Raw genomic sequence first — 26,716 nt, forward strand, 5'->3', positions numbered from 1 at the left:
GGCGGAACCACCTGAGCCGGGTGGTGGCGGCGTGGACGAACACGGCCTTAGCCAATTCCAAATACCGCGACAGGCGGCCTTGGCGCAAACTGGCGTGGCCTGCTCAAGTGCGTCGGGGTGCATTCCGGCGCATTTGGCGTCGGCAAGCGTCGCCAACCCAGCCGTATCCCGAACGAGCCAGCCGCATGTCTTCCTTCCGCCCCCAATATATCCACGATATCCCCCGCCACTGGGCCGCGCAGACGCCCGCCGCGCCTTGCCTGTACGAGACCGGCGCCGTGATCAGCTATGGCGAACTGTGGCAGCGCATCGAAGCGGCGCGCGACTGGCTGGCTGCCCAGGGCGTGGGCGAGGGCGACCGGGTCATGGTGGTCGGCGAGAACTGCAACGAGATGGTGGTGACGCTGTTCGCCAGCAGCCTGCTGCATGCCTGGCCGATCCAGGTCAATGCGCGCCTGTCCGCGCGCGAGATCGACAATATCCGCGACCACGCGCAGCCGGCGCTGGTGCTGTTCACCGGCCATGTGTCCGAGGTGGCCGCGGCGCACGGTGCGCGGCTCGGCGCGCAAGCCAGCGGTTGCCCGGTCTTTGCCGACGGCATGCTGGCGGTGCGCGCTGCCAGCGCGCCGGAGCGCGTGGCCAGCGAAAAGGCGCGCCAGGTCGCCACGCTGATCTATACCTCCGGCACCACCGGCGCGCCCAAGGGCGTGATGGTGCCGCACGTCGGCCTGACGCACTTTGCCCGCATCTCCGCCACCTCGCGCGACATGGGGCAGGCAGACGTAGCCTACGGCGCACTGCCGATGTCGCACATCTTCGGCATTGCCACCGTGCTGATGGCCACGCTGTACGCCGGCGCCAGCCTGTTCATGCGCCCGCGCTTTGACGGCAACGACGTGTTCGAGGCGCTGGCGTCGCCCGGCGTCACCATCCTGCAGGGCGTTCCGACGATGTTCACGCGCATCCTGGCGGTCGCGGCGGCGCATGGTGCCGGCCCCGGCAAGTATCCGCGCCTGCGCTACCTCTACACCGGCGGCGCGCCGCTCGATCCCACGCTCAAGCGCGACGTCGAGACGCTGTTCGGCCAGCCGCTGCACCACGGCTACGGCATCACCGAATACGCCGGCTCGCTCTTCATCACGCGCATGGACGCGCCGCGCGCCGACTGCTCGGCCGGGCATATCGTCGAAGGCGTCGAGATCGAGATCACCGACGATGCCGGCACGCCGCTGCCCGCAGGCGAGCGCGGCCAGATCCGTGTGCGCGGCCCCGGCGTGATGCTCGGCTACTACCGCAACCCGGAGCAGACCGCCGAAGCGCTGCTGCCCGGCGGCTGGCTCAACACCGGCGACCTGGGCTACCTGGACGCCGACGGCGCGCTGTTTATCTCCGGCCGCTCCAAGGACCTGATCATCCGCTCGGGCTTCAACGTCTACCCGATCGAAGTCGAGTCGGTGATCAACGCCTTCCCCGGCGTGCGCCAGTCGGCGGTGGTGGGACGCCCCGCCGCCGACGGCAACGAGGAAGTGGTCGCCTTTATTGAGACGCAGGAAGGCGCCAGCGTCGATCCCAAGGCGCTCGACGCCTACCTGCGCGAAAGCCTGGCCCCGTACAAGCGCCCGGCGGAAATCCGCACCGTCGACGTCATTCCCACGACGGCCAGCGGCAAGCTGCTCAAGCAGCCTCTGCGTGCATTGCTGGACTGAGCCCGAATCCCTTTACCGGGCTGGCCCGATATGCCAGCCCGGGCATTTCAGCCCTACCTGGAGGAGACAACAATGAAAACCTGGACCACACTGGCGGCACTGACCACGACCCTGCTGCTGCAGGGCGCGGCCTGGGCGACGGAGGCCTACCCGTCGCGGCCGGTCAAGCTGCTGGTGGGCTATGCCCCGGGCGGCCCGGTCGATACCGCCGCGCGCATCTACGCCGAGCAGCTGGGCCGCGTGCTCAAGCAGCCGGTGGTGGTGGACAACCGCGCCGGCGCCAGCGGCGCTATCGCCGCCGACATGACAGCCAAGGCAGCGCCGGACGGCTATACGCTGTACTTCGTCGCCAGCCCGACCATGACCATGACCCCGCTGATCCAGCGTTCGGTCAATTTCAACCCGGTCAAGGACTTTACCTACATCGGCCTGATCACCGACTACACCAACGTGCTGCTGGTGAACAAGGATTTCCCGGCCAAGACCGTCGGCGAACTGGTCGAATACGCGCGCAAGCATCCGCAGGACGTCTCGTTCGGCTCGGCCGGCGTGGGCGCGTCGAACCACCTGTCGGCGGAACTGCTGGCGCAGATGAACGGCGTGAAGATGCTGCACGTGCCGTACAAGGGCAATTCGCCGGCGATGGCGGATGTGATGAGCGGCAAGGTGACCTTCATGTTCGATATCACTGGCACCGCCATTGGCCATATCAACGGCGGCAAGGTGCGGGCGCTGGCGGTCACGTCGAAGACGCGCAACCCGGCGCTGCCGAACGTGCCGACCATGATCGAGTCGGGCCAGAAGGACTATGACCTGACCGGCTGGTATGCGCTGGTCGGGCCGCAGAAGCTGCCGGCCGATGTGGTCGACAAGCTGGTCAAGGCGCAGAAGGCGATCGGCGACGATCCGGCTTATCGGCAGCGTATGGCGGCGGGTGGGTATGACGTCAATGTCAGCACGCCGAAGCAGCTGGGGGATCGCATCCAGCGGGAGCTGACGCTGTGGGGCGGGGTGGTGAAGAAGGCGGGGATTCAGGCGGATTGAGGGGATTTGTGAATTTGTGCGATGGGGCCGGCGAGATGCCGGCCTTGTCGTTTTTGGGGTTGCTCGAGGGCGGGAGGTGTTGGTGAGATGTTGTCGCTGGTTGAACCGCCTGGTTCCGCCCTGCTGGGCGGGTCCCTTTTTGGCCGAGCGATAAAAAGTAACTGCGATCCGCGCTGGATTGTGGAGGGGCAACTGCGCGAGGACGCGGTGCTGGCCGGCTACGGCTTCGAGGCATTGCCCGCTGAGGTGCTAGCCGAGGTGTCCTTGCCAGATGAAGATGGTAGCGATCCTTCGGACGCGGACATCCCGTACCTGATCAACCCGGTGCTGCTGCCGCTGCTGGCGTATCCGCACTACGCCCAACAGAGGCGTCAGAACGACCCACCGCGCGCCAAACCGGCGCGGACCTGATCACCGTATGTGCCAGGCCTGATAGCCTGCCATTCGGTGCAATTCAGCCTTCGCCTGCCTGCTCAAGGCGCGCATTCCACATCCCGGATACCGCTAGCGCTGATGCATGAACGCTTCGCCACGGCGCTGATGAGCCGTAGCGAGACGTTCCGCGTAGGCTTCATGCGCGCGGTCTTCGTCTACATCCAGATCACACTGGAAGGCTGCGAGGTCGACCCAAACAGTTGGGACGTGCTCGACTACCTGCATCAGCACGCCACCAGCAGCCACTGACGATCGGACCAGGCTTAGGCCCGGCGGTATCGTTTCCTTCCTCCCGGCAGCACACCAATGCTGCCGCGGCCACGCTCGCACTCGGCTCCTATTGCAACGAAATGAAAACCCGGAGCCGTTTTCCGATTCATCCCATTGTTTCCGCAATTGTGTGCTCCTAGCCTCCCCTCTGACATTACTGCTCGCGGTGTCACCCCCGTGCGCGGGCCGGCATCCGACCCGCCTTTGCTCTCCCGAATCGCCTGGACAAGCGATTCGGGCCTTTTTCCGTCACGCGGGGACAACGATTATCAATGAACCGGAGGCAAGAAGAATGAATAAGCTCGCAGTCCTGGCAAGTGTCGTTTCCATAGCAGTGCTGCTCACCGCTTGCGGCGGTGGCGGCGACGATAACAACGGCGGCTCCAGCACGCCACAAAGCAACGCCGGTGCGAACGGGGGGGCCTCCGCACCAACTCCCGCGCCAGCGCCGGCTGCCTTCTCGTGCCCTGACGGCTATCGCAAGCTGACGCTCTCGAACAGCTCGGTGCCCAATGCGTCGATGTCGATCGTCACGGACGACAACATCGCCAAGCTGACCGTCAAGACGCCGGCAAGCGGTCTCACGAACGTGACCCTTTGCCTGGGCAAGCCGAATCCGGTACCCGCCGGGGTCAGCGCCGATTATGTCTACGAACTGAAGACCGATGGCGCGTACGCGAGCCTCATCAATCCGCAGCTCATGCTGACCTTTACCACGGCAAGCACCCTAAGCGTGGCACCGACGATCGAAACCGCGCAGAGCACGGCCAGCGGCGGCACCTATGCCGCCGCGCCTGGCAGCAGCGGTGCCGTCAACGGCACCAACGTGACAGTGACCGCCTCGGCGCTGGCTGCCGGCATCTACGTCGTGCGGCTGCCGCACTGACCCCTGCCCTCGTCAATGACCCCATGCGTCGCTTGGCGCATGGCGTGTTTGCGTTTCCGGCTGCGTAGCTGCGGCTGTCGTCTGATTGTCCAGTTGTCCATCCATGAACAACAACCTTTATCGTCTCGTCTTCAACGCCGCCCGAGGCATGCTGCTCGCCGTGCAGGAGTCCGCTATTGGCCGCGGTAAGGGCTGGCATGGCGTTAGTGGCTTGCCCGCAGCGAGGGCGATGGTGACCCGCGTCGCGGTGCCCGCGCTGACGCTGGGCGTATGGATGGCGCTGGGTGTGCCGATGGTGAGCACCGCGCAGGTGGTGGCCGACCCCAATGCGGGCGCAAACCGGCCCACCGTGGTGCAGACGGGGAACGGCATCCAGCAGGTGAACATCACGAGGCCGTCCGCCGCTGGCGTGTCAACCAACGGTTACACGCAGTTCGACGTGCCGAAGGCCGGTGTGATTTTGAACAACTCCCCGGTCGTCACGAACACCTGGACCTGATCGCACGCGCGGTGCAGGCCAATGCGGCGCTTTATGCCAATCAGTTGAACGTGGTCGCGGGCGCCAACCAGGTGGACCACAACACGCTGGCGGCCACGCCTATCGCGGGTTCGGGGGCGGCATCGGCGCTCGGCATCGACGTGAGCCAGCTGGGCGGCATGTACGCCAACAAGATCGTGCTCGCTTCCACCGAACATGGTGTCGGGGTTTCGCTGCGTGGCGTGCAGGCGGCCCAGGCCGGCGACCTGACGCTGACGGCGCAGGGCAAGCTGATCCTGGCGGGCCAGACCAACGCCAGCGGCAACATCGTCGCCTATGCGCGCGATGGCATCGACAACAGCGGCACCACCTACGCCAAGGGCGCGGCCTCGATCAACACCGACGGCACGCTGTCCAACAGTGGCACGCTGGCCGCCAAGAAGTGGCTCAACGCCTACGGCGGCGCCGTCGGTTCCACCGGCACGCTGGCGGCAGGCTTGAACGAGGACGGCTCGGCCGCCAGCCCCGCCGACCTCGCGGTGGTCGCCACCCGCGGTGCCGTGTCGGCTACTGGCAGGAATACGGCCAGCGGCAACGCCATCATCCAGGGCACGGGACTCAATCTCGCCGGCAGCACGACCTCGGCAGGCGGCAACCTGAACCTCGCGGCCAGCGCGGGCAATGCCGACCTGACCGCCGCTACCACCACCGCCGGCGCGGGGCTGGTGGCCAGCGCCTCGGGCGCCATTATCAATGACCGGGGCAACCTGTCCAGCGGCGCTGCCACCACGCTGGCCGGGGGGAGCCTGTCGAACCAAGCCGGGCAGATCGTCTCGCAGGATGCCGCGACGGTGAATACGACAGGCGCCATCAACAACGTCCAAGGCGTGATGCAGGCCGGCGGCGCACTGAACGCCAGCGGTGTGTCGCTCGACAACACCGCTGGCCGCATGACCTCGCTGAACGGCGACGGCCTGACGATCCAGACCAGCGGTGCACTGGTCAATGCCGCCGGGACCACCGCCAGCGGCGCCGAGGGCGGCGTGATTGGCGGCAACGGCAACGTGCAGCTTGCCGCCGGGGCCATGACCAACAGCGGCCAGGTCAGCGCGGCGGGCAATGCAGGCATCCATGCCGCGTCGCTCAACAATGACACCGGCAGCCTGACGGCGGGCGGCGCGTTTGCCACGACCGTCGCTGGCGCCATGAGCAACCGCCAGGGCGCGGTATCGGCGGCGAGCACCAGCCTGGCGGCGCAATCGCTGGACAACACCGCCGGCAGCGTCGAAGGCGACCAGCTTGCGCTTCGCGCTACCGGCGAGCTGACCAACCGGGGCGGCGCCATCCGCCAGTTTGGCGAATCGGACACGACAATTGCCGCCGGTGGCACGCTGGACAACACCAGTGGCGAGATACTCGCCAACGGCCAGAACCTGACCGTGCAGGCCGATACGCTGGTCAACGACAGCGGCAGCCTCTCCCACGCCGGCTTCGGCACGCTGGTCGTCACCAGCCAGGGCGCGGCCAGCAATGCCGGCGGCACGATCCAGACCAACGGCGACCTCCAAGCGCAGGCCACCACGCCGAACAATGCACAGGGCGTGATGTCGGCGCAGCGCTTGGCAACGATCCAGGCCACCGGCGACCTCGTTAACCGGCAAGGCGCACTGTACGGCAAGACGGGCCTCACGGTCACCAGCGGCGGCAACCTGAACAACACGGCGGGCTCGGCGCAGACCGGGGGCGACCTGTCGGTCACGGCAAACGGGGCACTGGCCAATGTCGACGGCACGATTGCCGCCAACGGCGAGCACGGCCAGGCCACCGTCTCGGCGGCGAGCGTGGACAACACGCGCGGCTACATTGCCAATGCCGGCGATGGCGCCACGACCGTGACGGCGACAACCGCGTTGAACAATGCGGCGGGCACGCTAGGCGGCAATGGCGACCTGACTGTCAGCACGCAGACGCTGACGAACACCAGCGACGGCACCAGCGGCGGTTTCGTAGCGGCGGGCGGCGCGCTGAACCTGAACGTCACCTCCCGCGTCGACAACCGCCAGGGCACGCTCTACGGCGGCAACGGCCTGACGCTGGACCAGGAGAGCACCACGTTCGTCAACGATGGCGGCCAGGTGCTGGGCAAGACCCATGTGAACCTTCATGTCGCGTCGCTGAGCAATGCCGGTGGCGCGATCAAGGCAAACCAGGACATCGCCGTGCAAGGCGCGGTCTCCGGCAGTGGCGACATGATCGCCGGGCGCAATCTGGCGCTGGACGTGGCGGGCGACTACACCAACGACGTCAATAACCACCTGCACACCGATGGCGACATGCGGGTATCGGCCACCGGGGCCCTCACCAATACCGCGACACTGGCGGCTGCCGGGGCGCTGACCGCCTCTGGCGCCAAAGTGGTCAACGCCGCCGGCGCGACGATCAATTCGGCCAGCACCACGGTAACGGCCTCCGAGTCGATCGACAACGCCGGGCGCATCGAGGGCGACACGGTCCGGACCGACAGCCCGACTCTGACCAACACCGGCACGGTCATCGGCAACAACGTGACGGTACAGGCCACCGACATCACCAACAACGGCGCGGCTGCGCTGATGGCGGCGGTGCAGAACCTGAACGTCTACGCCACCAACTCGGTGCACAACCTGGACGGCGCCACGCTCTACAGCGCCGGCAACCTGCAGATCGCGCGCGACGGCACACGCGACCCGGCTACCGGCCTGTTGGCCAACCAGGTCACCACGCTCGTCAACCGCTCGGCCACCATCGAGGCCGAGGGCGACATCGACATCGCCGCGAACCAGGTCAGCAATACCCGCACCAGCATCGAAGTGGCGCCTGGCACGCCGGTGACGAGCGCCAGCCAGACGCTGACCATGTGGAATGCCGGCATGAGCGGCGTCGACCTGAATTACCACGAAAGCGTGACCTTTCCCACCTGGCGCTGGAGTGGCAACAACGCCTCGGTCAGTGCCAGCCGCACCCTGGCCCTGATGCAGCCCATCACGGTCACGGTGGACAAAGCGACGGTGACGAACTTCGACGCCGCCGCCAAGACCTTGTCCTTTACCGAGGCGCCGGTCGAGCAATACTACACGCTCCTCAGCGCCCCGAACTGTGACGCGACGGGTCTCTGCACCCGGCCGCTGACGACGAACGCGACCCAGTACTACCAGTCCATCACCGATAACGGCAGCACCTACAGCATCACCTTCTGGCCGGACTTTGACCCGGCCAGGCATATCCGCCCGGACGAGGTGCGGATGCGCTACGACCTCGGCCCGGACAGCCACGACTACAGCGAAATCTCCCGCACCACCGCGACCACCACCGCGACCGGCCAGCTGGTGAGTGCCACCGCCCCAGCCAAGCTGCAGGCAGGCGGCTCGATCCGCATCAACAGCGCCGGTGGCGCGATCCTGAACCAGTCCTCGATCATGGCCGCCGGCGGCGACCTGATCCGGGTGGCGCCGGGCGGTGGCGTGCAGGACATCGGCACAGCGCTGCAGCAGTCCGTCAGCACCACCGACACCTCGACCTTCTACTGGCACGCGAAAACCGGCAGCAACAGCGATACGCAGCAGGTGGTGAATCCAACCACACCGCAGGCGCCGACCACGGTCATGGCGCTGCCGGCGGTTGCCTCGGCCAACCAGTCGGTGCAGACCACGGCGCAGACGATCACCGTGGCGACCGTGAATCGCGAGGGCCAGACCGTGACCGGCAGCGGCGGCAACCTGTCTGGCGGCGGCGCCAGCGGCACGCAGGTGGCCGGCGCGGCAGGTGGCGCCGGCAAGGCACCGCAGACGCTGGGTACCGCCAGCGGCGGCATCCCGAACCTGACGCTGCCGACCAACGGGCTGTATTCGTATCGCACCGCCCCCGGCTCGACCTACCTGATCGCCACCGACCCGGGCTTCACGCAATACGACAAGTTCATCTCCAGCGACTACATGCTGGGCCAGCTTGGCCTGGACCCTGGCATGACGCAGAAGCGCCTGGGGGATGGTTGGTATGAGCAAAAGCTCGTCCGCGACCAGGTGACGCAGTTGACCGGGCGCACCTATCTGGCGGGCTACAGCGACCAGTTGACCGAATACCAGGCGCTGATGGACAGCGGCCTGATGTACGCCGGGCTGTTCCACCTGGCGCCGGGCATCGGCCTGTCTGAGGACCAGATGGCCCAGCTCACCACCGACATGGTGTGGCTGGTCAGCCAGGACGTGACATTACCCGATGGCAGCCACCAGACCGTGCTGGTGCCCAAGCTGTACCTGGCGCAGTCCAATTCAGTCGACCTGCAAAGCACCGGGGCACTGGTGACAGGCAGCCAGGTGAACCTGAACGCCACCGGCGACCTTGCCAACAGCGGCAGGATCGTCGGCGACGTGGCGACGCAGGTCGTGGGCAACAACATCGTCAACCGGGGCCAGATTGGCAACACCGGCACGACTGTGGTCAAGGCTCAGCAGGATGTGCGCAACCTCGGCGGGCGCATCGCTGGGACTGATACGCTGGTGTCGGCGGGCCGCGACGTGATCAACGAGACGCAGACGATCTCGAGCGAGGTCACGAACGGCATTAACCGTGCCGGGGCGACAGGCATTGGCGCCGTGGCCTCGATCTCGGCGACCAGCAATGTCGGCGTTCTTGCCGGGCGTGATATCAACATGGCGGGCGGCGTGGTCGACGCTGGCAACAATGCCCTGCTGGGCGCGGGCCGCGACGTGAACCTTGGCACTGTGGCGACCGGCACCACGCAGGATTCCAGCTCGCGCGGGGGCCAGAGCTACTACCACGACCAGACCACGGTCAACGTCGGCAGTTCGGTGCAGGCCCGCAAGAATGTAGTGGCAGTCGCGGGACGGGACGCCACGCTGACCGGATCGGCCATCGACGCCAGCGGCAACGCCTCGCTGGTCGCAGGCCGCAACACCACCGTCACCGCCGCGACCGACACGCATACGCACAGCGAGGGCTCGCTCGGCGGTAAGGGCGCGCAGTACACGAAATCGTCGTATGACGAGACCGTCAGCGGAGCCAAGTTAAGTGCCGGCAACAACGCCAACCTGGCGGCTGGACAGGCTGCCACCGTGAACTCGGTGCTGCAGGCCAATGGCATCGCCGCCTCGACCGAGGGTAATGGCACTGGCAACCTGGCGGTGCTCGGCTCGGCGGTGACCACTGACAAGGGCGTCGCCAACCTGATCGCTACGGGCGACTTGACGGTCGGCACCGTCAACGAGAAGCACACTGCGCAGGAATGGTCGCAGACCAAGCATTCCGGCTTCATGTCCAAGGAGCAGACGACCAAGGAAAGCAGTCAGCAGCAGACCATCGCGGTGGGATCGCTGGTGTCGGCTGATAGTGTGACCGCCAGCGCCGGGCGCGACCTGACGGTCTCCGGCTCCACCATGGTGGCGACCAAGGATGTGAACCTGGACGCGGGACGCGACCTGACGATCGGCAGCACGCAGAACACCAGTTCTGCGCATAGCTATGAGCACACGACCAAGTCGGGTTTTGGCGCGACCGGCTCGGGCATTTCCTACGGCAAGCGGGACCAGAAGGACACCACCAACGACAATGCGGTGAGGCAGACTGGCAGCCTTGTGGGCTCCACCGACGGCAGCGTGCATCTAAAAGCCGGCAGCACGCTCAAGGTGAGCGGCAGTGACCTGATCGCGGCCAAGGACGTGACCGGCGTAGCGGCGGACGTGACCATTGAGGCGGCACAAGCTAGCCGACACCATGATGAGACGCACGAAGTAAAGCAAAGCGGCTTCACACTCGGCGTGTCGGGCGGAGCCATCGGCGCTGCGCTCAACGCGGGCAATAAGCTCAATTCTGCCGGCAACAGCCAGGACGGCCGCGCATCGGCGCTGTGGGGGATTGCCGCAGGGCGCGATGCTTTCGATGCCGGCAGCGCGCTGGCCGGCGGGGCCAGCCCGACCGCTGGTGCTGCACTGACACTCTCCTGGGGCTCCAGTCAGAGCAAGCAGACCCTGACTGAGGACAGTACCAGCCACGACGGCTCGCGCATCAAGGCAGGCGGTACGGCGGCGTTCGTTGCCACCGGAGTGGGTGCGAATGGCAACAAGACAGCGGGCAACCTGAACATCGTTGGCTCGGATATCGATGCCAACAAGGTAGCGCTGGGCGCGAAGCACGACATCAACATTGTGTCGGCTACCGATACCGATGAGAGTCACAGCACCAACAAGTCCAGCAGCGCGAGTGTGGGCGTGTCTTATGGCGCGCAGGGCTTTGGCGTGTCGGCTTCGGCCTCGCAGGCCAAGGGCAACGCGGACAGCGTTGGCACCACCCAGGCCAACAGCGACGTGAATGGCAAGGAGTCCGTTACCATCGTGTCTGGCAACGACACCAACATCCTCGGCGGCACCGTCAGCGGTGGCAAGGTGATTGCGGATGTCGGCGGCGACCTGAACCTCGCCAGCCGGCAGGACACCGAGGAATCGCACGCCAGGCAGCAAAGCATGGGCGGCGGTTTCAGCATCAGCCAGGGCGGTGGCTCGGCCAGCTTCTCGGCCTCCACGGGCAAGGCCGATGGCAGCTACGCGAACGTCTCCGAGCAGTCCGGCATCTACGCCGGGCAAGGTGGCTTCGACATCGATGTGAAGGGCAACACGGGCCTGAAGGGTGCGGTGATCGCCAGCGAGGCGAGCAAGGACAAGAACAGCCTGACCACCGGCACGCTGACCTGGAGCGACATCCAGAACCACTCCGACTACAGCGCCACTTCGATGGGTGTCTCCGCCGGCGGTGCAATGGGGACGCCATCCGGACAAAGCAATAGCGGTCCGGCCTCGGGCAAGAATACCGGTGGCATCAGCCCGATGGTCCCGCAGCACAAGAGCGGCAGCGAAGATGGCGTCGCTCAGGCGGCCGTCGCCGAGGGCACGATCAAGATCACCGACGGCGCTAGCCAGAAGCAGGATCTGGCGACGCTGCAGCGTGACACGACCAACACCAATACGCAGGTCGGCAGCAATCCGGATCTTGACAACCTGCTGAGCAAGCAGGCCGACATGATGGCGGCGGCACAGGCGGCAGGCGAGGCAGTGGCGAAGACCGTGGGCGATATCGCCTCGGCCAAGTACGATGAGGCCATGAAGAACGCAAAGGCCGCTGGGGAGGCCGGCGACACCAAGTTGCAAGAGCAATACCTGGCCGAGGCCGAGAGCTGGGGCGAAAGTGGCAGCTACCGGGCAGCGCTGCATTCGGCTGGCGGCGCGCTCATCGCAGGACTTGGTGGTGGCAACGCCCTGGCAGGCGCTGCGGGAGCTGGGCTGGCATCGCTTGCGGGCGGCAAGCTGAACGAGCTGAGCAGCGCGGTCGCCAAGGGAGTAGACACCGGGAACGCCGACCTCAACGAAACACTTGGCAACGTGGCGGCCAATATTGCTGCGGGCGGCATTGGTGCAATCGTGGGAGGCGGCTCGGGCGCGGCGACGGCGTCAAATGTGGATCGCTTCAATCGTCAGCTGCATCCCGGCGAGCGCAAGTGGGCGAAAGACAATGCGAAGAAATTTGCCGAGTTCTATAAGGGCAGGACGGGCGATGACATTTCCGCAGCAGACGCCGAAAATCTGTTACTTTCCGGCGGATATAGATTGGTTGATGCAGCAGCGAGTAAGGCCCCTGGAGCAGATCCGGTAGCAACTGAGTACATCTCCGCCAAAAGCGGCAGCTTGTTCAGCGCAACAGATGCCGAGCGAAGGAACCCTGCTTCTTTTGGCAATACCAATGGCAGCCCGGCACCGGAGCAGACTGCACTCAACACGAGCCATACACCGAGTACGCAGCCGTTGTCGTGGGCTGTGGGGGGAGGTCTTTACTATGGCATCGGAGGGGAATTGGAACTGGGGTTTACTGGGCTAGTGCCGACAGACGGCAAACTGGCGCTCGGCGTTGGCGCAGGTGGCCATGGCTGGGTTAAGGGTTCTTCAACTGCACTGAAATCGGATGTTTGGGCATCCGGCAAGGATGCGATGCCAGGCGAATATAGAGTCGGCTCGTCTTTAGGCGCTTCGGCTCAGTTTGGATCTGGGGTTGTTGAAGGCTCGGTTTCTGGGGGCGGCTGGTCAAACGTCTCCGGCGCCAGACCGGCAGTCGGAACCTACTATCAATCGAAGGCAGGAGTTGGCGTTACGCCATCGTTCGGGTTTGGTCTGGAAGGAAAGATCAATATCTTTGAGTTCTCTTACAAGAGGAGTAGAAATGGAGGGTATTAAACAGGAGATACTCCGGTTTCAGCGGGCGAGATGGACACTAATCGTCGTTACGATCCTCTTCTTTGCTGCGTATATTTTCGGATTTAGGGTATTTGAGACTCCATTGGGTCACACGGTCCTCTTGGGGGCTTATTTGCCATGGATGCTCTACTGGATCGCAAAAAAATATCGTTGCCCGCGATGTGGCACGATTCCCCGATTGCAAACGTTCAAAGCTATAGATCTTTGTCCCAAGGTTTGTAGCCAATGTGGCCTCGATCTTCGTACTGGGGAGAGTACGAAGTAATCTTCGCGACCTCATATGTCAAATCTCCAAATAAGCGCGCGCCGCCGGGCGCGCGGTGTCTCCACTTTTTCCCTTTTCGCCTTAGCGCTACCTTCCGCTACGGTTGCACAAGCACTACCTGATAGAACTGCAGCGACAACCGCTGCCGAGCAGGAGCAACGCACCCGCCAGCAGCAGGAGGCCCGCGAGCGCGCCCAGGCCGTCCAGGCGCCCGGTGTCCGCGCCCAGGACGTGGCGCCGGTCGAGTACCCGGCCCTGCCCACCGAGACGCCGTGCTTCCGCATCGACCGCTTCGTATTGGAGGTGCCGCCCGATCTGTCAGCCGATTCGAAGGCACAAGGTGCCTCGGCCCTGCCGCAAGATCCATTTGCCTTTGTCCGCGCCTGGCTGGAGCACTACCAGGGCGCCTGCATCGGCAAGCAGGGGCTGGAGGTACTGACCAAGGGCGCGTCGCAAGCCATCCTGAGCCGGGGCTATGTCACCACGCGTGTATTGTTGCCGCAGCAGGACCTGAGTGCTGGCACGCTGCTCCTGTCGCTCATCCCCGGTGTGATCGGAGAACTGCGCTTCGCCGCCCCGGATACGCGCGGCACATGGACATCGGCGTTTCCGGCCCGCGCGGGCGACCTGTTGAACCTGCGCGACCTGGAACAGGGGCTGGAACAAATGAAGCGCGTCGCCAGCCAGGATGCGGACATGCGAGTAGTGCCCACCCAAATGCCGGGCGTCAGCGATGTGATCATCACCGTCAAGCGCGCCAAGCCTTGGACCGTGGTGGCCTCGGTCGACAACTCGGGCACGCGCGCCACCGGCAAGTGGGTCGGCAACATGAGCGTCGGCATCGATAACCCGCTGGGCCTGAATGACCTGTTCAACATCGGCTACATGCAGGACGTGGAGTTCAGAAACAAGCAGCACGGCACGCGAGGGTGGAACGGCTTCTATTCGGTGCCCTGGGACTACTGGACCGCCACGCTGTCGGCCTATTCGAACAACTACTACCAACAGATCGCGGGCGTAAACCAGACCTTCATCTCCAGCGGCAATTCACAGACCGCCGACCTCAAGCTGCACCGCGTGATCCGCCGTAGTCAGGACGATGTGCTGGGCGTTCAGTTCCGACTGTCACGCCGTTTCGGCAAGAGCTTCATAGAGGATACCGAGATCGAACAGCAGCACCGTAACAACACGGTGCTGGAGGCCGGGTTCACCGACCGCCATTACTTCGGCGCCGCGCAGTTCGACGGCAGCCTGGCGTACCGTCAGGGCATCGGCGGCTTCGGCTCGCAGCCGGACGCGCTGGCCGTTGACGGCGGCCCTACGTGGCTTTACCGCATGCTGGTGGCGGACGCCAACCTGTCCGTGCCATTCCAGTTGGGCGGTCAGCCGCTGCGCTTCGTGACGACCTTCCGGGGCCAGTACACCGGGGACCGCCTCTATGCACTGGACATGATGACCATCGGCAGCCGGTACACCGTGCGCGGCTTCGACGGCGAGAACCTGCTGGCCGGCGACAGCGGCTTCTACTGGCGCAACGAGTTGCAGGCGCCGATTGCGGCCACCGGCCAGGCTGTCTATGCCGGCGTGGACTATGGGCGTGTCTTCGGCCCATCAACCGCGCTGCTGGTCGGCAGGCCATTGGCTGGGGCCGTGATCGGATTGCGCGGCGGCTTTGGCTCCCGCTTTGGCCGGCTGTCTTATGACGTGTTTGCCGGGATGCCGATCTACAAGCCGGCGGCCTTTCATACCGCTAGTGTCGCGGGCGGATTGCAGGTGACTTACCAGTATTGAGTGGATGACCAAGAGTACCAGCCAAGTGCGCGCATTAAGCAGCGACTCATGACCAACGACGAACGGTACGAAGCGGCGCTGGCGAAGCTGCATGCGCGGGCTAAGGAGCAAGGACTCATCTGCCACATCACGGAGTGGAACGGAATCCACGCAAGCTACCGAAAGTCGCGGGCGATCTTGAGCACCAACGCTCGCGGTACCCCGTGGTGGCAGGGTGACGTGGATGAAGGGCATCATGTCCCGCAGGGGCGTGTGCCTGGACTCGATGCGAGACAGCACGTCGGTCTTCATGTAGCGCACGGTGCGCGCTTCGTCGGAGCCGGGCTCCAGCAGATCCACGTCGCCCGGATGGATGCCGGCCATTCGCGCAGCGCGCATCGTCGATGCTGAAGTCAGGCTGGCGCCTGGCAACGCCTCGTCAATCATGTGCCCCTCCCGCGTAACCTCGCCAAAGGTGTGGCCGGCCTTGCGCACCGGCGCCGGCTCTAGCGCGCGGGCCTGGACCAGTTCAACTTGCTGCCGGGCACGCTGGACACGGCGTTCGGCCAGCACGTCCACGCCGTGCAGACGCACATCGGCACGCGCCGCTGCAGCGGCGGCAATGGCAGCCTCCAGCGGCACGTTCTCCATGCTGCCCAGGCTCATGGTGCGGGCCTTGCCCGCAAGGGTGTAGCGGACCAGCCAGAGGCGGGAGACGCCACGGATAGTATTTTGGTTACTTTTTGGCGCTTGGCCAAAAAGTGACCCACCCAGGAGGGCGGAACCCCAGGCGGCTCAACCAGCGACAACATCTCACCAGTACTGCAAATCCTTCTACCCTGTCGGCCTCAATCCAAGGGAGGTCCGGCAGAGCATCAGCCTGCGGCCCTCGCCATTACCCTTCTATCTCCGCCCACCCCTGCATCGCCTGCCCACCAGCATCATCACCCGTCCACAACACCAGCCGTCCAGGTTGCGCGGCATCCGGCGCAGCGCCAACAATGATGGTGTCCTGGTCAAACAGCGGCGCCAGGCCGCGGAAGCCGAAGCGCTTGACGCGCGCCTGCGGAGCCTCGCGTGCCACCAGGTCCAGCATCAGCATGGCCTGCATCGGGCCATGCACCACCAGGCCGGGATAGCCCTCGACATCGCGCGTGTAGGCGCGGTCGTAGTGGATGCGGTGGCCGTTGAAGGTCAGCGCCGAATAGCGGAACAGCATGACCGCGTCGGCCTGCAGCGTGCGCTGCCACCGGGCGGTGTGTTCCAGGCGCGGGCGCGGCGGCTGCGGTTTGGACGGGTCCGGCATGGCGCGGTAGACGATGTCATGGCGCTCGTTGATCGCGGTCTTGCCGTTCACCGTCAGTTCATGGTCGACCGCGACGAACCACAGTTCGCCGCTGCGGCCAGTCTTGTACTGCACGTCCGCGATGGTGGAAGTGCGCGTGACGGTATCGCCGATATGCAGCGGATGGCTGAAGGTCAGCTCGCTGCCGGCCCACATGCGCCGCGGCAGCGGCACCGGCGGCATGAAGCCGCCGAGGTGCGGGTGGCCGTCGCGGCCGATGTCGCGCTGCTGGGCGCGCGGCAGGAAATACAGCCAGTGCCACAGCGGCGGCAGCGGGCCCGCGGCGATGGCCTCGGGGTCGAGGTCGAAGGTGGCGGCCAGGCCGGTCACCGGTTCGGGCGACAGCGTTTCGGTGCGCGATTCGCTGCGGCCGATCCAGCCGCGCAGGCGTTCGAGTTCGGAAGTGGCGTCAGTCATGGGCTTGCAGGTTCGGGTTAGACAGGAAGGCGGGGTGCTATTGCGCCAGCGCCAGCAGGCGTTTGGCCTGCTCGATCACGGGCCGGTCGACCATCTTGCCATCGACCTGCACGGCATGGCTGCCGCTGGCGGTGGCGTCGAGCACGCGGCGGGCCCAGTCCAGCTGTTCTGCGCTGGGCAGGAAGCCGGCGCGCACCGCGCCCAGCTGCGCCGGGTGGATGCACAGCTTGCCGGCAAAGCCGAGTTCGCGCGCGTAGGCGACGTCGCTGGCCAGCACGGCTTCATCCTTCAGCGCGGTGGTGACGCCGTCCACCGGCGGCGGCAGCCCGGCGACGCGCGAAGCCAGCACGATGCGGGCGCGCGCAAACGCCAGCGCGTCGCGGGTGTGGCTGCAGCCCAGGTCGACGGCATAGTCGAGCGAGCCGAACGCGAGCCGTGCCACGCCGCTGGCCGTGGCCACCGTGTCGACCTGGTGCAGGCCGAGCGCGGTCTCGATGATGGCGACCAGCTCGCCCTGCGGGTTGATCGCGTGCAGCGCCTGCGCGATCTGCGCCAGCGCGGCGGCGTCTTCGGCCTTGGGCACCATCAGGCCGGCCAGCGCTGTGCCGGCCGGCAGCGAGCGCAGCCAGGCCAGGTCGGCGGGAAACGCCGGCGAGGCGCTGTCGTTGATGCGGACCATGGCGCGCGCGGCGGGCTGGCCGGCCAGCCAGGCGCCAATGGCTTCGCGCGCGGCGGGCTTGGCGTCGGGGTGCACGGCGTCCTCAAGGTCGAGGATCATCACGTCGGGGCTCGCGGCGGCGGCCTTGTCAAAGCGCTCCGGCCGGTCGCCGGGGACGAACAGGTAGGTGACGGCAGTAGTCATGCGGCGTTCCTCAGCGAGCAGCGGGCAGCCAGTCGTTGACATTGGGCGCCTGCTCCAGTGCCCACACGCGCGCGATGATGGCGCGCATCTCGGCCTCGTTGGCACCGTTGCGGAACGCGCCCAGCTGCAGCGCCTTGGCTTCCAGCTCCGGGCGCGACAGGGTGTTGTCCGGGTCGCCCTTGGGCACGTCCACGCGTGCGGCCAGCGTGCGGCCGTCGGTGGTCTTCACCGTGACGCGGCCGATCCACTGGCGCGGGTAGGCGGCGTTGATTTCCTGGTCGAGTTCCATCGTGACCTTGCCGCGGAAGTCGACGACTTTCGCGTCGGGCAGCGCGTGCTGCTCGAATTCCGCCAGGCCGGCGTGGCCATGCACGGCAACCAGGCCCAGCACCGTGCCCATCGAGAACTTGGCCTGGTGGATGGTGGCCGGATTGACCACCGGTCCGAGCACGTCGATCGCGCCCTGGTGCACGTGGGTGGTGACGCTGGCAATCTGGTCCGCGCCGATGCCTTCGTGCTGCATCAGCACCTTGAGCGCGTCGGCGGCCGGGTGCGTGTGGCGGCACGAGGCAAAGAACTTGAACGAGGTCTCGGCGGTGGCCCAGCGGGTGCCCAGGCCATCGGTCAGCGCGGCGGGATTGGCGTCGCTCGACATGCCGGCGGCCATGCCCTGCTTGCCTTCGAGGATCTGCTTCGCGCCGGTGAAGCCCGCACGCGCCAGCCACGCCGATTGCAGGCCGTCGGCCGCGGCCTTGGCGGTGTGCAGCTGCTTGGAATCGGCGGCGTCGCGCAGGAACTCCCACAGGCCGGCGGCCTGCGTGCCGGCCGAACCCAGCGCCTGGTTGATGCCTTCGGCATCCAGGTTGTAGAGCTTGGCCACGGCGGCCGCGGCGGCGAGCGTGCCGACCGTGCCGGTGGTGTGGAACACGGTGTAGTGCGAGCGCCCCATGAACTCGCCGATGCGGATGCCGGCCTCATAGCCGGCGATCGACGCCAGCAGCACCTCGGCGCCGGTCTTGCCTTCGGCCTGCGCCGCGGCGACCACGGCCGGGAACACCACCGCGGCCGGGTGCAGCACCGAGCCGTTGTGCACGTCGTCCTGCTCGACCACGTGCGACGACGCGCCGTTGATCAGCGCGGCGAAGTAGGGCGAGGTGCGGCGGCGGTCGACCAGCACTTCGGCGTCGCCCTGCGCGGGGCCCATGGCCGCTGCGAATTCCTGCAGGCGGCGCACGGCCGGGGCGTCCTTGCCGGCGATGGCCGAGGCGATCCAGTCAAGGAACAGGTCCTTGGTGCGCTCGATCACGGGCGCGGGCACGTCCGCGAGCTTGAAGTCGGCCAGGAACTGGCACAGCTGGCGGGTCGGGTAGGTGGTGTCTGCGGCTTGGCTCATGCCGGCTCCGGTGTGGAATTGGTTGCGTGGAAAGGAATGAAGCCCGGCGGCCTGTGCGGGACGGCCGGGCGTCGTGCGTTCAGATGGTCTGCTTGTCGGCAAGCGCGGCGATGTCGCCGTCGGTGTAGCCGAGCTCGGCCAGGATCTGCCGGCTGTGCGCGCCCAGTGCCGGTACGTCGCCCATGACAGGCTCCACGCCCGACAGGTTGGCGGGCGGCAGCAGCGCGCCGATCGGTCCGCCCGGGGTGGCCACTTCGCGCCAGCGCTGGCGTGCCTGCAACTGCGGATGGTTCCATACGCCCTCGATGTCGTTCATCGGGGCATTGGCGATCTGCGCCTCGTCGAGCAGTGCCTCGGCCTGCGCCACCGTCATCGACGCGAAGCGCGCTTCGATGATGGCGGTGAGTTCGGGGCGATTGCGCACGCGGGCCGTATTGCTGGAGAAGCGTTCGTCCTGCGCCAGTTCCCGGTTGCCGAGCACGATCTCGCAGAAATTGGCGAACTCGCGTTCGTTCTGCACGCTGAAGATCACGCTGCCATTGCCGGTGCGATGCACGCCATACGGTGCGATGGTCGGATGCGAAGCACCGAAGCGCGCCGGCGGCTTGCCGCCGTAGTGGCCGAAGTAGAGCACCTGGTTCATCCACTCGGCCATCGCCTCGAGCATGGTCACCTGCACGCGCAGGCCCTTGCCGGTGCGGCCACGCTGCAGCAGCGCCGAAAGGATGCCGCTGTAGGCGTACATGCCGGCCGAGATGTCGGCGATCGAAACGCCGGCGCGCGACGGCTCGTTCGGGCCGCCGGTAAGGCCCACCAGGCCGGCGGCGGCCTGGATCAGCAGGTCGTAGGCCTTCTTGTCGCGATAGGGACCGGAGTCGCCATAGCCCGAGATGTCGCAGACGATGAGCTTGTCGTACTTGCCGTGCAGGCTGTCGAAGTCCAGGCCCATGCGCGCGGCCGCGCCGGGGGCGAGGTTCTGCACCAGCACATCGGCATCGGCCAGCAGCCGGTGCAGGATGGTCTGCGCCTCTTGATCCTTCAGATCCAGGGTCAGGCTTTCCTTGCCCCGGTTGAGCCACACAAAGTACGAGGCCTGCCCGTGCACGGACTGGTCATAGCCGCGCGCGAAGTCGCCCACGCCGGGACGCTCGATCTTGATGACGCGGGCACCAAGGTCGGCAAGCTGGCGAGTGGCGAAGGGGGCCGCAACCGCGTGCTCCAGCGAAACCACGCGGATGCCGTCAAGCGGGCGGATGCCTTTGGAGTTGTCAGGGGACATGCAAAAAGCCTCAGAACGAACGCGGCAGTTCGAGCACGTGCTCGGCCACGTAGGACAGGATCAGGTTGGTGGAAATCGGCGCGACCTGGTACAGGCGCGTTTCGCGGAACTTGCGCTCGATGTCGTATTCGGCGGCAAAGCCGAAGCCGCCGTGAGTCTGCAGGCAGACGTTGGCCGCTTCCCATGAAGCATCGGCGGCCAGCAGCTTGGCGATATTGGCTTCCTTGCCGCAGGGCCTGCCGGCGTCGAACAGGCGCGCGGCCTTGTAGCGCATCATGCTGGCGGCTTCGACGTTGATATACGAGCGCGCGATCGGGAACTGCACGGCCTGGTTCTGGCCGATCGGGCGGTCGAACACGATGCGGTCGCGCGCATAGTTGCTGGCGCGCTCGACGAACCAGTAGCCGTCGCCCACGCACTCGGCGGCGATCAGGATGCGCTCGGCGTTGAGCCCGTCGAGGATGTATTTCAGGCCCTTGCCTTCCTCGCCGATCAGGTTCGCGGCCGGCACTTCGAGGTTGTCGAAGAACAGCTCGTTGGTCTCGTGGTTGACCATATTGCGGATCGGCTTGACCGTCAGGCCCTTGCCGATGGCATCGCGCAGGTCGACCACGAACACCGACAGTCCCTCGGACTTGCGCTTGACCTGGTCCAGCGGCGTGGTGCGCGCCAGCAGCAGCATCAGGTCGGAGTGCTGCACGCGCGAAATCCATACCTTCTGGCCATTGACGATGTACTTGTCGCCCTGGCGTACCGCGGTGGTCTTGAGCTTGGTGGTGTCGGTGCCGGTGGTGGGCTCGGTGACGGCCATCGACTGCATGCGCAGCTCGCCCGAGGCGATGCCGGGCAGCCAGCGCTGCTTCTGTTCCTCGGAGCCGTGGCGCAGCAGGCAGCCCATCACGTACATCTGGCCGTGGCAGGCGCCGGAATTGCCGCCGCTGCGGTTGATTTCTTCCATGATGACCGAGGCCGCGGTCAGGGACAGGCCAGAGCCGCCATAGGTCTCGGGGATCAGGGCTGACAGCCAGCCGGCCTGGGTCAGCGCCTGCACGAAGCGCTCGGGAAAGGCTTCCTGCTCTTCCACGCGCTGCCAGTATGCCGAGTCGAAGCCGGCGCACAGGTCGCGCACGGCCTCGCGGATTTCGGGATACAGCAGTTCCGGATCCTGTTCTGCAAGCATGGGGAAGCCCCGTCTATTTCGAATGGGGCCATTATTCCCGACCCCCCCGCCAGCCGAAATTCGGATTTGCGAAAGAGCGGCTTAGGGCCGCCGGAAGCGCTTGCGGCGCGCTATGCACCTGGTTGCGCAGCGGGTTGCGCAATGCAAGACGCCCGGCTGTGCCGGGCGTTTTCGCGGTATTTCACGGGTCTTTGAATGGCAGGGCGCGCGGCCCCGCGGGTTGGTTGGTGTCAGTGTACGAACAGCCAGATCAGGATGAGGACAAAGGCCGGGACACCAAGTAGCCAGGCGAGGATGTAGGGCATGGTGTAGCTCCTGTTTTGCACTAGTCGTGGTGATTCCAATATAGGGTCGGGCCCGCGGCGGGACTGTCGGGGAGGTTCCGCTTGCCGTGTAGGACGCCGCCGCACGGACCGGTAAGGCGCCGCCGCATCGAGCGCGCCGCCAGCGCCAGGACCCTGCGGCGCGTGCTACGCTCAGGTCTGTACCACAGCACCTGGAGGCGAGCGATGGACGGTGTCTGGTCGGAAATCTACAGCGCCATCCGCGCCGAGTTCAGCGATGTGTCCGACGCCGGCGACGCCACCCGCATCTTGCTGCGGCTGACCATGGCGGTGGTGCTGGGCGGGCTGATCGGCTATGAGCGGGAGGCCTCGGGCAAGGCCGCCGGGCTGCGCACCCATATGCTGGTGGCGCTGGGCTCGGCGCTGTTTGTGCTGGTGCCGCTGGAGGCGGGCGTGCCGCTGTCGGACATCAGCCGCGTGCTGCAGGGGCTGACCGCCGGGATCGGCTTCCTGGGCGCAGGTGCGATCCTGAAACACAACAGCGAAGCCGACATCAAGGGCCTGACCACGGCAGCCAGCATCTGGATGGTGGCGGCAATCGGCGTGGCGGCCGGTCTCGGGCGCGACACCACGGCGGTGATCGCCACGGTCTTTACGCTGGTCATCCTGCAGATCCTGCTGCGCCTGAAATAGCGCTACGGGTCACAATACGCGAGGCTTCCGCCGGGCTCGCGCCAATCCCCCTTCAATGCGCGCCAGCGCACGCAGTGCCGGCGCGCGCCGGCCTATGCTGTGCGGACACTGCTCCGAGATGACGGCGCAGGTTGCAGGCAGGGAGGGTGGCATGAAATCATCGATCCGTGACGAAGCGGCGCTGGCTGCTTTCGTGGGGCCGCGCTACGCGTATTACAGCAGCCGCTGGGCTCTGGCCAAGGTACGCGGCGGCATGTCGTGGAACTGGGCGGCGTGCCTGTTGGGCCCGTTCTGGATGGCCTACCGGCGCATGTACTGGCAAGTGGGCGTCTATGCCCTGATCGTCTGCACGGAGCCGGTGCTGCACGCGCTGTTCCGCGTCGACATGCCGCTGGCGCTGTCCCGGCCGCTGCTTTATGCGCTGGCGCTGCTGCTGGGCATGTATGGCAACCAGCTGTACCGCTGGCATGCCGAGTCCACCATCCGGCGCCTGCGCGAGTACCACTGGTCTCCGGAACTGGTTCACGATTCGCTGGCGCGCTGCGGCCGCACCAGCTGGCCGGGCGTATTCGCCATGGGGCTGCTGCTGGCGGTGATGGTGGTCTCGCTGCGTCCGCTGGCCGGGCTGGTGGCCCACTCCACGGGCCTGCTTGCCGGCTAGAGCGCCGCGCTCAGACCGGCTTGTACCGGCTTGTATCGGCCCTTACACCGGCCCTTACACCGGCCCTTACACCGGCTCGCGCGACGCGTCGACCAGGTACTGGATCAGGGTCTCGGCGAACTGGGGCAGTTCGCGCCCGGGGCGCCGGACCAGGCGCAGCTCGCGCTTGGCCCATTCGTCTTCCAGCTGGATAAAGCGCAGCACCTTGCGGCTGGCGTAGCGCCGCGCGCAGCTGTTGGGCACGATGGCGATGCCGGCGCCGGCTTCTACCATGCGGCAGACGGCGTCGAAGCTGCCGACCTGGATGCGCAGGCTGATGCGCTTGCCCATGCCGCTGGCGATGCGGTCCAGGAACGACTGGATCGCGCTGAACTGGTTCAGCCCGACGAAGCGGCAGGTATCGAGCAGGTCGGCGAAATGCAGCCGCTTGAACGCCGGCAGCGGATGGTTCACCGGCGCGATCACGATCAGTTCGTCGCTGCACAGGTGCATCACGTCCAGGTCCTGGGTCGCGACCTCGCCCGCCACGATGCCGAGGTCGGCCGCCCCCGCGCTGATGGCCGAGACGATTTCCTGCGACAGGTGCTCCTCCAGCTCGATGTCCACGTCCGGGTTCTCGGTCAGGAAACGCGACACGCCCGTGGCCAGGAAGGAGTTGGTGGCGGTGGTATTGGCCAGCAGCCGCACGCGGCCCTTGATGCCCTTGGCATAGGGGCGCAGGTCGGAATGCAGGCATTCCAGCTCGCGGAAGACCTCGCGCGCATGGCGCAGCAGCGCATCGCCCGCCGGAGTGAGGCGCACGCCCTTGACCTGGCGGATCAGCAATTGTGTCTGGAACGCCTCTTCCAGCTGCTTGATCCGGGTGCTGGCCGCCGGCAGCGACAGGAAGCTGCGCTCTGCGGCGCGGGTCAGGTTCTCCGTCTCGCCGACGTTCAGGAAAAGGCGCAGATCGGTCAGGTCGTAATGCATGGGCTTCCGTCAGGCCAAAGGCCACTTTTGTGATTCGTGAATTCCAAAGACGCGGATGCCAATTTATCGTATCCCACGCGGCAATGACATCCGGAATGACAGCACCCGGGCGTCGCCCGCCAGGCGGCGTGCCGATAATCGCACCGGAATTCGGACCGGACCGGCATGTGAACGGCGAATCCGGACGATCATCGCACCACATACCCCGGTTTCGCCGGTTTCGCCGTACGCACCGTGATCGCCCTGCCGACGGCAGCGGTGACCGGACGACAGGATTTCAGAGGATTCGAGAGGAGCAAGGCAATGAGCGGTTTGATGGCAGGCAAGGTTGCGCTGGTGACGGGCGCGGGTGGCGGGATCGGGCGCGGCATCGCGCTGGCAATGGCCGCCGCCGGGGCCAAGGTGGTGGTCAATGACCTCGGCGTGTCGATGACCGGCGAGGGCGGCGACACCGGCCCCGCGCAGCGCGTGGTGGAAGAAATCCGCGCCGCCGGTGGCGAGGCCGTGGCCAACACGGACAGCGTCTCGACCTGGAACGGCGCCAATGCCATCGTGCAGTGCGCGCTGGACAATTTCGGCCGCATCGACGCGGTGGTCAACAACGCGGGCAACCTGCGCGACCGCATGTTCTTCAAGATGAACGAGGAAGAGTGGCGCTCGGTGATCGACGTGCACCTGCATGGCACGTTCTTCGTCAGCCGCGCGGCGGCCAGTTACTTCAAGGACCAGGAGAGCGGTGCCTACGTGCACATGACCTCGACCTCCGGCCTGATCGGCAACCTGGGCCAGGCCAACTACTCGGCGGCCAAGCTGGGCATCGCCGCGTTGTCGAAGTCGATCGCGCTGGACATGCAGCGTTTCAACGTGCGCTCGAACTGTATCGCGCCGTTCGCGTGGAGCCGCATGACCAGCTCGATCCCCGCTGAAACACCGGAAGAAAAGGCCCGCGTCGCCAAGCTGCAGAAGATGGAAGCCGGCAAGATCGCCCCGGTAGCGGTGTACCTGGCCAGCGACGCTGCGTCCGAAGTCAACGCCCAGATCTTCGCGGTGCGCGCCAACGAGATCATGCTGATGAGCCAGCCGCGCCCGGTGCGCTCGGTGCACATGAGCGAAGGCTGGACCCCGGAAAGCGTGGCCGAGATCGCCATGCCGGCGATGCGCAACAGCTTCTTCAAGCTGGAGCGTTCGCCCGACGTGATCGGCTGGGACCCGATCTGAGATGGCGGGGGCGCAATCCCTGCCCGGCACCCGTGGCGCCCTCGAGGGCGTACGGGTGCTCGATCTGTCCCGCATCCTGGCCGGACCGTGGTGCGCGCAGAACCTGGCCGACCTGGGGGCCGAGGTCATCAAGGTGGAGCGCCCCGGCGCCGGCGACGACACCCGATCGTGGGGGCCGCCCTGGCTGCCCGATGCGAACGGCCAGCCGTCGCGCGACGCCACCTACTTTGCCGGCGCCAACCGCGGCAAGCAGTCGGTGACGCTGGATATCGCCAGCCCGGAAGGGCAGGCGATCGTGCGCGAACTGGCGGCGAAGTCGCAGATCGTGCTGGAGAACTACAAGGTCGGCGACCTGAAGCGCTACGGGCTGGACTATGAAAGCCTGAAGGCGGTCAACCCGGCCATCGTCTATTGCTCGATCACGGGCTACGGCCAGACCGGGCCGAGCGCGCACAAGCCCGGCTACGACTTCATCTTCCAGGGCCTCGGCGGCCTGATGAGCGTCACCGGCGAGCGCGACGACCTGCCCGGCGGCGGGCCGCAGAAGGTCGGCGTCGCGGTGGTCGACATGCTGACCGGCATGTATGCCACGGTGGCCGTGCTGGGCGCGCTGCGCCATGCCGAACGCACCGGCGAGGGCCAGCATATCGACATGGCGCTGCTTGACGCGGTGGTGGCGGTCGGTGCCACGCCGATCATCGCCCAGCGCGTGACCGGCAAGGCCATGCCGCGCTTTGGCAACGCGCACGCCAACATGGTGCCTTACCATGTGTTCGCCACCGCCGATGGCTACATGATCGTGGCGGCGGGCAACGACGGGCAGTGGCAGGCCTATTGCCGCGGCATCGAACGCGCCGACCTGGCCGCGGACGAGCGCTTTGCCACCGGTCCCGGCCGCATCGTCCACCGCGAGACGCTGGTGCCGATGCTGGAGGCGCACATGCGCACGCGCGCGACCGCCCACTGGGTCCAGGCGCTGGAAGCGCAGGGCATCCCGTGCGGGCCGATCAACAACTACGGCCAGGTGCTGGAAGACCCGCAGGTGCGGCACCGCGAGCTGCAGGTCGATCTGGTGCGCGACGACGGCAGCCTTTGCCCGACCGTCAAGAGCCCGTTGCGGCTGTCGGCGACGCCGGTGCAGTACGATGCGCCGCCGCCGCGACTGGGACAGCATACCGAGCGCGTGCTGGAAGGCGTGCTGGGTTTGTCCGCCGCACGCATTGCCGTGCTGCGGGAGCAGGGCGTCATCTGAAGCACAGGCCCCGGG

Annotated in this window: 19 protein-coding genes and 1 pseudogene; 13 read left to right on the forward strand and 7 right to left on the reverse strand. The window is 66.4% G+C overall.

Annotated elements, in window-relative coordinates; all coding sequences use genetic code 11:
• Nucleotides 1-185: 185 nt before the first annotated feature.
• The 9 genes from J8I82_RS16850 to J8I82_RS16885 all read left to right on the forward strand — a co-directional run bounded on the left by J8I82_RS16850 (nucleotide 186) and on the right by J8I82_RS16885 (nucleotide 15,559).
• The gene (locus tag J8I82_RS16850; protein ID WP_209759457.1) at nucleotides 186-1,706 is read left to right on the forward strand and encodes a class I adenylate-forming enzyme family protein; all 1,521 of its coding nucleotides are present in this window, start codon (nucleotides 186-188) and stop codon (nucleotides 1,704-1,706) included.
• Nucleotides 1,707-1,778: 72 nt separating this feature from the next.
• On the forward strand, nucleotides 1,779-2,750 hold the full coding sequence (locus tag J8I82_RS16855; RefSeq protein WP_209759459.1) for a Bug family tripartite tricarboxylate transporter substrate binding protein: 972 nt from the start codon (nucleotides 1,779-1,781) through the stop codon (nucleotides 2,748-2,750).
• 87 nt (nucleotides 2,751-2,837) lie between these two features.
• Entirely contained in the window at nucleotides 2,838-3,161 is a 324-nt protein-coding gene (locus tag J8I82_RS16860; RefSeq protein WP_209759461.1) for a hypothetical protein, read from the forward strand.
• Between the two features lie 102 nt (nucleotides 3,162-3,263).
• Nucleotides 3,264-3,434 carry a hypothetical protein gene (locus J8I82_RS16865; RefSeq protein WP_209759463.1) on the forward strand — a complete coding sequence of 57 codons (171 nt, stop codon included), beginning with the start codon at nucleotides 3,264-3,266 and terminating at the stop codon, nucleotides 3,432-3,434.
• Nucleotides 3,435-3,747: 313 nt separating this feature from the next.
• Nucleotides 3,748-4,341, forward strand: coding sequence for a hypothetical protein (locus J8I82_RS16870; RefSeq protein ID WP_209759465.1), 594 nt, complete (start codon nucleotides 3,748-3,750; stop codon nucleotides 4,339-4,341).
• Between the two features lie 103 nt (nucleotides 4,342-4,444).
• Entirely contained in the window at nucleotides 4,445-4,840 is a 396-nt protein-coding gene (locus J8I82_RS38355; protein ID WP_245179832.1) for a two-partner secretion domain-containing protein, read from the forward strand.
• 44 nt (nucleotides 4,841-4,884) lie between these two features.
• Entirely contained in the window at nucleotides 4,885-13,092 is an 8,208-nt protein-coding gene (locus J8I82_RS16875) for a hemagglutinin repeat-containing protein (protein WP_245179833.1), read from the forward strand.
• Nucleotides 13,093-13,393: 301 nt separating this feature from the next.
• Nucleotides 13,394-15,169: a ShlB/FhaC/HecB family hemolysin secretion/activation protein gene (locus tag J8I82_RS16880; RefSeq protein WP_209759467.1), complete on the forward strand. Its 1,776-nt coding sequence runs from the start codon at nucleotides 13,394-13,396 to the stop codon at nucleotides 15,167-15,169.
• A 48-nt stretch (nucleotides 15,170-15,217) separates the two neighbouring features.
• Nucleotides 15,218-15,559 (forward strand): hypothetical protein, encoded by a 342-nt coding sequence (locus tag J8I82_RS16885; protein WP_209759469.1) that lies wholly within the window; start codon nucleotides 15,218-15,220, stop codon nucleotides 15,557-15,559.
• Between the two features lie 153 nt (nucleotides 15,560-15,712).
• Here J8I82_RS16885 and J8I82_RS39620 read toward each other — a convergent pair.
• The 6 genes and pseudogenes from J8I82_RS39620 to J8I82_RS16910 form a co-directional block, all read right to left on the reverse strand.
• A pseudogene (locus tag J8I82_RS39620) lies at nucleotides 15,713-15,922 on the reverse strand (integrase arm-type DNA-binding domain-containing protein); the annotation flags it as partial.
• A gap of 121 nt (nucleotides 15,923-16,043) precedes the next feature.
• Nucleotides 16,044-16,910 carry an HTD2 family dehydratase gene (locus J8I82_RS16890; protein ID WP_209759471.1) on the reverse strand — a complete coding sequence of 289 codons (867 nt, stop codon included), beginning with the start codon at nucleotides 16,908-16,910 and terminating at the stop codon, nucleotides 16,044-16,046.
• A gap of 37 nt (nucleotides 16,911-16,947) precedes the next feature.
• Nucleotides 16,948-17,772, reverse strand: a complete 825-nt coding sequence (locus J8I82_RS16895; protein WP_209759473.1) for an HpcH/HpaI aldolase/citrate lyase family protein — start codon at nucleotides 17,770-17,772, stop codon at nucleotides 16,948-16,950.
• Between the two features lie 10 nt (nucleotides 17,773-17,782).
• Nucleotides 17,783-19,165, reverse strand: coding sequence for an MmgE/PrpD family protein (locus J8I82_RS16900; protein WP_209759475.1), 1,383 nt, complete (start codon nucleotides 19,163-19,165; stop codon nucleotides 17,783-17,785).
• A gap of 79 nt (nucleotides 19,166-19,244) precedes the next feature.
• Entirely contained in the window at nucleotides 19,245-20,444 is a 1,200-nt protein-coding gene (locus J8I82_RS16905; RefSeq protein WP_209759477.1) for a CaiB/BaiF CoA transferase family protein, read from the reverse strand.
• A 10-nt stretch (nucleotides 20,445-20,454) separates the two neighbouring features.
• Nucleotides 20,455-21,624 (reverse strand): acyl-CoA dehydrogenase family protein, encoded by a 1,170-nt coding sequence (locus J8I82_RS16910; RefSeq protein WP_209759479.1) that lies wholly within the window; start codon nucleotides 21,622-21,624, stop codon nucleotides 20,455-20,457.
• A gap of 509 nt (nucleotides 21,625-22,133) precedes the next feature.
• Here J8I82_RS16910 and J8I82_RS16915 point away from each other — a divergent pair.
• Together J8I82_RS16915 and J8I82_RS16920 are read left to right on the forward strand one after the other, a co-directional pair.
• On the forward strand, nucleotides 22,134-22,601 hold the full coding sequence (locus tag J8I82_RS16915) for an MgtC/SapB family protein (protein WP_209759480.1): 468 nt from the start codon (nucleotides 22,134-22,136) through the stop codon (nucleotides 22,599-22,601).
• A gap of 151 nt (nucleotides 22,602-22,752) precedes the next feature.
• Nucleotides 22,753-23,262 (forward strand): DUF2628 domain-containing protein, encoded by a 510-nt coding sequence (locus tag J8I82_RS16920; RefSeq protein WP_209759483.1) that lies wholly within the window; start codon nucleotides 22,753-22,755, stop codon nucleotides 23,260-23,262.
• A 66-nt stretch (nucleotides 23,263-23,328) separates the two neighbouring features.
• Here J8I82_RS16920 and J8I82_RS16925 read toward each other — a convergent pair whose 3' ends face one another.
• On the reverse strand, nucleotides 23,329-24,231 hold the full coding sequence (locus J8I82_RS16925) for a LysR family transcriptional regulator (protein WP_209759485.1): 903 nt from the start codon (nucleotides 24,229-24,231) through the stop codon (nucleotides 23,329-23,331).
• 303 nt (nucleotides 24,232-24,534) lie between these two features.
• On the opposite strand from J8I82_RS16925, the gene J8I82_RS16930 reads away from it, so the two are divergent.
• Both J8I82_RS16930 and J8I82_RS16935 read left to right on the forward strand, forming a co-directional pair.
• The gene (locus tag J8I82_RS16930) at nucleotides 24,535-25,449 is read left to right on the forward strand and encodes an SDR family NAD(P)-dependent oxidoreductase (protein WP_133094880.1); all 915 of its coding nucleotides are present in this window, start codon (nucleotides 24,535-24,537) and stop codon (nucleotides 25,447-25,449) included.
• 1 nt (nucleotide 25,450) lies between these two features.
• Nucleotides 25,451-26,701, forward strand: coding sequence for a CaiB/BaiF CoA transferase family protein (locus J8I82_RS16935; RefSeq protein WP_209759486.1), 1,251 nt, complete (start codon nucleotides 25,451-25,453; stop codon nucleotides 26,699-26,701).
• Nucleotides 26,702-26,716 lie beyond the last annotated feature (15 nt).

The organism is Cupriavidus consociatus (genome assembly GCF_017814975.1).
Classification (GTDB): Bacteria; Pseudomonadota; Gammaproteobacteria; order Burkholderiales; family Burkholderiaceae; genus Cupriavidus; species Cupriavidus consociatus.